This is a genomic window from Candidatus Edwardsbacteria bacterium (assembly GCA_018821925.1).
Taxonomy (GTDB): domain Bacteria; phylum Edwardsbacteria; class AC1; order AC1; family EtOH8; genus UBA2226.
On record JAHJLF010000084.1, the window covers coordinates 1 to 8,754 of the forward strand.

General features: G+C 47.8%; 9 protein-coding genes. All 9 read left to right on the plus strand.

Annotated features, from left to right (window positions below; all coding sequences use genetic code 11):
* Positions 1-47: 47 nt before the first annotated feature.
* Positions 48-989: a glycosyltransferase family 2 protein gene (locus KJ869_10715; protein MBU1577659.1), complete on the plus strand. Its 942-nt coding sequence runs from the start codon at positions 48-50 to the stop codon at positions 987-989.
* 3 nt (positions 990-992) lie between these two features.
* Entirely contained in the window at positions 993-2,081 is a 1,089-nt protein-coding gene (locus KJ869_10720) for a glycosyltransferase family 4 protein (protein MBU1577660.1), read from the plus strand.
* A 67-nt stretch (positions 2,082-2,148) separates the two neighbouring features.
* The gene (locus KJ869_10725; GenBank protein ID MBU1577661.1) at positions 2,149-3,273 is read left to right on the plus strand and encodes a glycosyltransferase; all 1,125 of its coding nucleotides are present in this window, start codon (positions 2,149-2,151) and stop codon (positions 3,271-3,273) included.
* 42 nt (positions 3,274-3,315) lie between these two features.
* On the plus strand, positions 3,316-4,731 hold the full coding sequence (locus tag KJ869_10730) for an undecaprenyl-phosphate glucose phosphotransferase (GenBank protein MBU1577662.1): 1,416 nt from the start codon (positions 3,316-3,318) through the stop codon (positions 4,729-4,731).
* Between the two features lie 213 nt (positions 4,732-4,944).
* Entirely contained in the window at positions 4,945-5,877 is a 933-nt protein-coding gene (locus KJ869_10735; GenBank protein ID MBU1577663.1) for a GDP-L-fucose synthase, read from the plus strand.
* 84 nt (positions 5,878-5,961) lie between these two features.
* Positions 5,962-6,783 carry a hypothetical protein gene (locus KJ869_10740; GenBank protein ID MBU1577664.1) on the plus strand — a complete coding sequence of 274 codons (822 nt, stop codon included), beginning with the start codon at positions 5,962-5,964 and terminating at the stop codon, positions 6,781-6,783.
* 93 nt (positions 6,784-6,876) lie between these two features.
* Positions 6,877-7,119 carry an oligosaccharide flippase family protein gene (locus tag KJ869_10745; GenBank protein ID MBU1577665.1) on the plus strand — a complete coding sequence of 81 codons (243 nt, stop codon included), beginning with the start codon at positions 6,877-6,879 and terminating at the stop codon, positions 7,117-7,119.
* Complete coding sequence (locus KJ869_10750) at positions 7,116-8,411, plus strand: flippase (protein MBU1577666.1); 1,296 nt, start codon at positions 7,116-7,118, stop codon at positions 8,409-8,411. The genes KJ869_10745 and KJ869_10750 overlap by 4 nt, the downstream gene beginning before the upstream one ends.
* On the plus strand, positions 8,408-8,754 hold a 347-nt coding region (locus KJ869_10755; GenBank protein ID MBU1577667.1), incomplete at its 3' end, for a class I SAM-dependent methyltransferase. The genes KJ869_10750 and KJ869_10755, both read left to right, overlap by 4 nt.

Below are 8,754 nucleotides of genomic sequence, written 5' to 3' on the forward strand. Positions count from 1 at the left end.
GTTGGAAAAACATCTGCAGCTTGTGACAAAATAAAAGGATTTATCGAATGGATGGGTCGATAGTTTGTTCAATAATTATTGTTTATTATGACGGCTTTGATAAACTGCAACGCTGCTTGAATAGCATATCTAATCACTCGCCAGCCTATACAGAAGTCATTATTGTTAATAATTCCACGCAATTATGCAATTTTGTGTTAAGGGATCGTAAATTTATTGTTATTGGAGACGGACAAAATTATGGGTATTCAAAGGGGAACAATATTGGTCTATCTTCTGCTCACGGGAAATATATACTGCTATTAAATCCAGATACTGAGTTAACCGATAATTTTATTGAAAACGCTATTCTTGTTTTGGAAAAGCAACCAAATATAGTAGCTATTGGCCCTAAGTTGATAGATGACCATAATAATATTCAGACGTCTGCCTTTAATTTCCCATCCCTGAAAAGATATCTGCTGCATGATATTTTATTTGTGAAGGGGAAATACGATATTAACGAGCGGAATCAAGATAGCGATCAGCCTCTTATAACAACGCAATTAATTAAATGCAATTGGCTGTGCGGTGCCGCGGTAATGTTAAGACGCAAAGATCTGATAAGGATTAATGGTTTTGATGCACGATATTTTTTATATTTTGAGGATATTGATCTGTTCAAAAAAATTAAAGAAATCGGCGGCGATGTTATGTATTGCCCAATGTATGTCGTAAAACATTCTGATAAAAATGAAAACGGAATATTTTCGGATAAATTTAATAGTGCCAGAAGAATTACTGCTTACGACTTTAGTATGATGCAATACTGGCATAAACATAAGCCAGAGTTACTGCCAATTGTAAGATTTTTAATATTTATACGATCGTTAAGTAGGCTAGTTGTATGGTCACTGTTACCATCTTTAAAGAGATATGCAGGAAAGTGTAGTGTTAATGAAAGAAGGAAGGGGTATTTAAAAAGTCTTTGTATCTCCGTTTATAGGTAAGTGATGCAACAGAGTTCTCTTTACAATATCATCTTCGATGCCCGGATGTACCACCATTCCGGGATCGGCTCATATATCCGCAACCTGGTAGGGCAGTACGTCCAACAGGGCATTAGCCGTGATATGGTTCTCCTGGGAGACAGGGATATCCCCGACCAAGGCCTGAAAACCAAGCATTGCCACAACAAGATCTACGGTTTGGCCGAGCAGACATTTTTGCCATACTCCGTCAGGGCAGCAAGCTTGTTTCATGCCCCACACTACAACGCTCCAGTGCTTTTCCCGGGGAAACTGGTAGTTACCATCCATGATCTGATCCATCTGAACTTTTACGACCAGCTGCCGTCGTTGTTTCACAAATTGTACGCCAAGATCATGATGGGTATAGTGGTCAACCGGGCTGATGCCATTATGACCGACTCGGACTGGACCAGAAACGATATTTTGCGGAGATGGCCCCAGGCGGGGCCGAAGATAAAAACGGTTTACTGTGGTGTGCCCGAACCAATAGAGCATCCCAACCCCAAAACGGTGCTGGACAGATACGGCATCAACAAGCCGTATATCCTTTATCTGGGATTATTGAAAAGGCATAAAAATATAATTCGGTTGGTGAAATCATTTGAGACTGCCCAAAGGTCCCTGAAGGTGAAATATCAACTGGTCATTGCCGGCGATGCCAAGAGCGATGACGCCGGGCTTGTCCGCTATGTGGCGGATTGTTCTTCCCGGCAACTGATCCGCCTGACCGGTTTCGTCCCCGGGGCCGACCTGCCGGCCTTGTACGGCCAGGCGGCAGTTTTTGCCTTTCCCTCGACAGCCGAGGGCTTCGGCCTGCCGCCGCTGGAGGCCATGTCATATGGCGTTCCGGTGATATCCAGCAGGGCCTCTTGTTTGCCCGAGATACTGAAGGATGCCCCGCGATATTTTGACCCGTTAAATATCGATGATATGGCAACCTGCATGGAAGGGGCGGTCCGGGACGAAAGCTGGCGGCTTCAGGCCATAGAAAAGGGAATAACGGTGGCGGCCGGCTACCGGTGGGAAAATACCGCCCGGGAGTGTCTTGACGTTTACCGGTCGCTTATCTGAGGAATCGTTTGGCGGGGGCTTGTTATTCTGATTCAGCAACCATGGATTGAGAAAAGGAACGAACGTGATGCCCGAAAAGCAACATAAGGTCGCCATTATACACGACTGGCTGACAGGGATGAGGGGCGGGGAGAAGGTGTTGGAATCACTGTTGGATATTTATCCCGCTTCAGACATATTCACCTTGATTTGGTTAAAGGGAAGCGTCTCTGACAAGATAGAGAAACAGAGGATCACCACATCCTTTTTGCAAAAGGCACCCTTTATAAGGAACAATTACCGCAATTATCTACCATTATTCCCGATGGCGATCGAAAGCTTTGATCTTGCCGGCTACGACCTGATCATTTCCTCCAGCCATTGTGTGGCCAAAGGGGTTATTCCCCCGCCGGGAGCACGGCATATTTGCTATTGTTATACGCCAATGCGTTATATCTGGGATATGTACTTTCAGTATTTTGGTAAACCCCGAAATCGGCTGGCCGGATTCATATACGGATCAGTTGCCAATTACCTGCGCATGTGGGATGTCACTGCCAGCAGCCGGGTGGATGAATTTATCGCCATCAGCAACCATGTGTCCCGGCGGATTAAGAGATATTACGACAGAAATTCAACAGTCATCTATCCACCGGTTGATGATGAATTTTACCGGCCTGTTTCCGATAAGCCTTTGGCTGAGCCTTATTATTTAGTTGTTTCCGGTCTGGTGCCGTATAAAAGAATTGATCTGGCAGTCGAGGCCTTTAACCAAATCGGAAAAAAACTGATCATAATTGGGGAGGGTCCCGAAAAAAACAGGTTGATGAAAATGGCTAAAGGCAACATTTCATTTTTGGGCTGGGCCAGCAACGAGGACCTGCGGAAATGGTACAGCCATTGCAGAGCCCTGATCTTCCCAGGGGAGGAAGATTTCGGTATTGTGCCGGTGGAGGCTCAGGCCTGCGGCCGTCCGGTGGTAGCCTTCGGGCGAGGCGGAGCACTTGAAACAATTATTCATGGAAGCACCGGCATTGTCTTTCCTGAACAAACTGCGGCCAACTTGATTGAAGCTTTAGATACTCATGAAACAACCAAATATAATACTAATACTATAATAGAAAATAGTCATCGGTTTTCCAAGAACGTTTTTATCGGCAAAATCCGCCAATATATTTTGCAAACCTGCATACCGATAGACGAAGGTCGTTAATAATTACATCAAGGTCAACAGTATGTGGTATGAGATTATAAAATGAACCGCAGATGGCAGCTAACATATTCCGGGATAATCATGGCGGCCGATGTTGTGCTTATCGTGATGGCATTTATCCTTTCATTCTGGGTGCGTTTTGATTCCCACTTATTGCCCATTCCCCTGGGCCGTCCGCCATTCCAGCCGTATCTGGTAGGTTCCTTAGTGGTGGCCTTTTTATGGGTCAGCATCTTCTGGCTGCTGGGTCTGTACGAAAACCGCAGCCGATTTGCCCCTGACGAGGAGATCTACCGAGTGGCCAAGGGCACCTTCGTGGGTATCGTGGCCATCATGGCCTTTTCCTTCTTCTACCGGGAAGTGGTCTGGTCCCGGCTGGTGCTGGCCATGGCTTCGGTGTTGTCATTCTTCCTGCTTTCGGCCCAGCGGATCGTGGCGGTAAGCCTTTTTAAACGGATCGTGGCCAAACATGGCGGCGGGCTCAAAAGGACCGCCATCATCGGTAGCGGGGACATCGCCATTAAGATCATCGAACAGCTTAAATTCAACCCCGAATACGGCTATGGAATAGAGTGCCTGATCTCGGCCAACGGCGCGGACGAATCGTCATTCAGCGAGACAACCGTAAAACAACTGAGCATCAAAAAATACAACGAGATCTCCCGGCTGATCGATGAATACCGGCTGGACGCTCTGTTCATCGTCCTGCCCCATGAAATGCAGTCCGCCGTCATCGAGATAGTCAACTCCACCGAACACCGGCCGGTGGAGGTAAAATTCGTTCCCGATCTTATGGATATGATCGGCCGGGACACCAGCATCTCCCAGCTGGGCAATATACCGGTCATCGGCCTGCGGGAGATCCCGCTGACCGAGTGGGACCTGATCAACAAAAGGATCTTTGACCTGGCGGCCGCCACCCTGGGCGTCATCGTCCTGTCTCCCCTGTATCTGCTGCTAGCTGGGCTTATTAAACATACTTCCCCGGGGCCAGTATTCTACGCCCAGGAACGGGTGGGATATGACGGAGAGCCTTTTAATATGCTGAAATTCCGTTCAATGCGGGCCGGGGCCGAGGAAAAGACCGGACCGGTGTGGGCTAAGCAGAACGACGACCGCCGGACCCCTCTGGGTACATTCCTGCGCAAATACAGCCTGGACGAGCTGCCCCAGCTTTTCAATGTCATCAAGGGGGATATGAGCCTGGTGGGCCCCCGTCCGGAACGGCCTTTCTTTGTGGAGAAATTCAAGGATCAGATCCCCCGCTATGCCTCCCGGCACAAGATGAAATCCGGGGTGACCGGCTGGGCCCAAGTCAACGGCTGGAGGGGGGATACCTCCATTGTGGAGCGCACCAAGTGTGACATCTTTTATATCGAGAACTGGTCGTTGTTCCTGGACATCAAGATATTGATCAGGACCGTGCTGCAGGTGATATTCCCCCGGAATGCTTATTGATATTTGTTAAAACCATAATATTTGAACATGACGTTTTTCTAAAGACCTGCGGTTGAATAATCTGGCTGCAACGTTTAGCGGATTGATAACAGCAGATTATATATTATTTCCGGTTTTATGGTATAATAATTCGTTCTTCTTAAAAGCCTATATTATTTAATATTTTATAAACGGAAATCGCAATAATTTGTGATTATAAAAAAGAAGAGATATATGGAGTGGTGGGACAGTAAAAAAGTGGTAGTAACCGGGGGTAACGGGTTCTTAGGTTCCTTCCTGGTCCAGAAACTACGAGACATCGGCTGCCAAAATATATTCGTTCCAGACATAAAGGATTATGATCTGGTAAGTTTTGGCGCTGTTAAGCGGTTATACCGCGATGCCCATCCTGATATAGTCATTCATTTGGCGGCCAAGGTGGGCGGGATCGGTGCCAATCGGGAGAAGCCCGGAGAGTTTTTTTATGACAATCTGATGATGGGCACCCAACTGATGGAGATCGGCAGACAATCCGGGATTGAAAAATTCGTGGCGCTGGGAACCATCTGCTGCTATCCCAAGTTTGCCCCGGTGCCTTTTAAAGAAGACGATGTCTGGAACGGCTACCCCGAGGAAACCAACGCTCCTTACGGCCTTGCTAAAAAAATGCTGTTAGTCCAATCGCAAGCCTACCGGCAGCAGTATGGCTTTAACTCGATTTTTCTGATGCCGGTAAATTTGTACGGTCCCCGGGATAATTTTGACCCCGGGTCGTCGCATGTCATTCCCGCCTTGATCAAAAAGATACACGATGCCCAGGTCGCTGGCCAAAAAGAAATAATTGTTTGGGGAACGGGAAAAGCAACTAGGGAATTTTTATATGTTGAGGATGCCGCCGAAGGCGTTCTGCTGGCGTCCGAAAGATACCAAAAATCGGACCCCGTCAACCTGGGGGCCGGTTTCGAGATCTCGATCAAAGAACTGGTGGAACTGATTGCCCGGCTGATGAAGTTTGACGGAAGTATCATTTGGGATAGCACCAAGCCGGACGGGCAGCCCAGGCGAATGCTGGATACCAGCCTGGCGGAGCGGGAGTTCGGCTTCAAGGCCACGACAAATTTTGAGGCAGGGCTGCAGCAGACCATTGAATGGTATTTGAAAAAATAGCACCCGGCCTAAAATTAGGATAGTGCCCTGCGATATCAGGGGCGGGAAAGATTTTTTAAAATTTATAAAGGAGCCGGTTTTAAGATGGACAAGGAAAATGATCTGATGGCGCTGGGGAAGGTCTTCAAGCCTTATCGGCTGCTGATCGCCCTGTGCGGAGTTATTCTGGCCGCTGTGGGATTATTCAGCCAGCTGGCCTTGCCCAAGGTTTACCAGGGCGAAGCTTGGATCGCGCTTCCCAAAATCTCCGGAGCCGGGTCCCAGGATGAAGACACTATTTTGGTCAGCGTGGCGGAGACCAGGACTGTGATCAATCTGCTGAGAAACCGGCTACGCCAGGCCGATAAATCGGACTTGGGGTCCGATCTGCTTTTGCAAAAACTGCGTCTGGCTAGGATCGACGATGTCCGTGGCTCGGACAATTTATTCAAAATGATCGTCCAATCGCAGAGCGACCCCCAATCAACGATGGCCACCATCGACTGCCTGGCCGACTACCTGAAAAACAACCAGTATCTGATGAGCAGGTTTGAAATAAAAAAGGTGGAGTTGGAAACCGCCCTTTTGGATGTCCGACTGGCGGTAGACAGGGCCACTAAGATTAAGGAAGAGGCGGTTAAATTGATCAGGGGTCGGAACAATTTGGGTTTCAATCCAGTAGAACTTGAAACTAAAATGATAGAGTTGAGGGAACGATACAACAATATCAAGGCAAAGCTGGCGCTGGCCCACAGCTACCAATATGTTGACCGGCCATATGTCAGAAAGAATCCGATAAGTCCCAGACCCTGGAGGAATTTTTTTGTTTTTGGGTTCCTGGGACTGCTGCTGGGAATAATGTTGTCGATGATGATGCATTTTATAAGGACCGTTATTGTGACCGGTGTTCAAAATCCCGAAAGCTAATGCCGTGGGCCTGCCTGGCATCCCAGCAAAGACCTGATCAGGGAAACTCATAACCTGATGAATTCCAACTTTGAAATTTGCTGCGGTTTGTAAATGTCATTAAAACAAAAGACCCTGACCGGGCTTGCTTGGATCGTTATCGATAATTTTTCCAATCCGGGAATTCAGTTTATTGTGGGAATTATTTTGGCTGGATTGCTTTCTCCCCGGGAGTTTGGCTTAGTTGGCATGATCATCGTTTTCATCGCTGTTTCACTTTTGTTCATTGACCGCGATAAAGCAAATAACGTGCTGTTTCTATGCCATTTACATAAAAAGCTTGAAGGATCGGAATGAACGGCTACAAGATAAATAATTTGTCTTCAAATTCAAAAAGGCTGGCCGGGAATTTCTTCTCCTTGTCCGTCCTGCAGGGGATGAATTATTTATTCCCGATAATAACCGCCCCATACGTGATCAGGGTTTTGGGATTTCCGAAGTACGGACTATGGGCCACGGCTTCCGTGCTTTTGACATATTTCCAGATGTTTACCGACTATGGCTTTAACCTGTCAGCCACCAAAGATATTTCCGTCAACCGCCACGATCCAAAAAAGGTATCTGATGTTTTCAGCGCGGTGATGACCATCAAGGCTGGCCTGTTTTTCATCAGTATTCTCCTGATGGTGGCGGTGATATACAGCATCCCCCTGTTTCGGGTGGACCATCTTTTTTATATGGTCACGTTTTCCGGCCTGCTGGGGAATGTCCTCTTTCCGATCTGGTATTTTCAGGGGATTGAGCGAATGAAGTATATCACCTATCTCAACTTGGCGTCGAGGGCAGTGGTTTTCATATTGCTTTTTGTAGTCATTAAAGAGGAGGGAGACTATATCAAGTTTGCGGCGCTGAATTCCGCCGCCGCTATTTTGATGGGCGGGGTGAGTCTTTGGATCGTCTGGAAATATTTTAGGGTCAGGTATGCTTTGCCGACGATCGCTTCATTGAAAGAGAATTTAACGGAAGGTTGGCACATTTTTGTGTCCACCTTCAGTATCAACATCTATATGAACACCAATGTCCTGATATTGAAGCTTGTGGCCAATGATACGGCGGTGGGCTATTACTATGTGGCCGAGAGGTGTGTAATGGCCTTAAGGAGCCTGGCCAGCGTCATATTTCAGGCGATCTATCCCTATGTTTGCGCCAGGGCAGAGGAATCAAGCGACCAGTTCCGGAGATTCTTTCAAAGGGTCGGCCCGCCCATCTTCGGGTTGTTTTTCATCGCCGGCACGGCGTTGTTTGCATTCTCGGGGCAGGTGGTTTATTTTTTTACGGGGGAGTTCGTAAATGAGTCCATCACCGCGCTTAGGATTTTAAGCTTTGTGCCCCTGATCGTAGCCGTGAATATCCCGGCCTACCAGACCCTGCTGGCCTACGGTCTGAAAAAAAGTTATACCACGGTGTTGATATCGGGTTCGGTGCTCAACATCCTGCTGAATCTTTGGCTGGCCCCCAGATTTTACGGCAACGGCACCGCCCTGTCGGTCCTGCTGACAGAGACCTATATCACACTGGGCTTATATCTGATAATTGAAATGAAGCACAGAAAGCACTCTTTATTAAGGACAGCGGGGGAATCATCATGAGCGACCAGGCGGGAAATTTATATAAAGATAAAGACAAGGCATATTACGGATATGTCAGGACGGACATCATGTCCTTGATCCCCGGCCAGGGGCTGAAAGTGCTTGATATCGGCTGCGGCAAAGGCACCACCTTGATGGAATTGAAGAAATCGGGGAAGGCGGCCCAGGCGGTCGGAATAGAGATCAACGATGGCGCGATAGCGGCCACCAGGCATCTGCTGGACGATGTGATCATTGGAAATATTGAAAACATTGAGATCGATTATCCCGACGGCCATTTTGACGTCATTATAATGGCAGACGTTCTGGAGCACCTGGTCGATCCCTGGGGCGCCATCAGGAA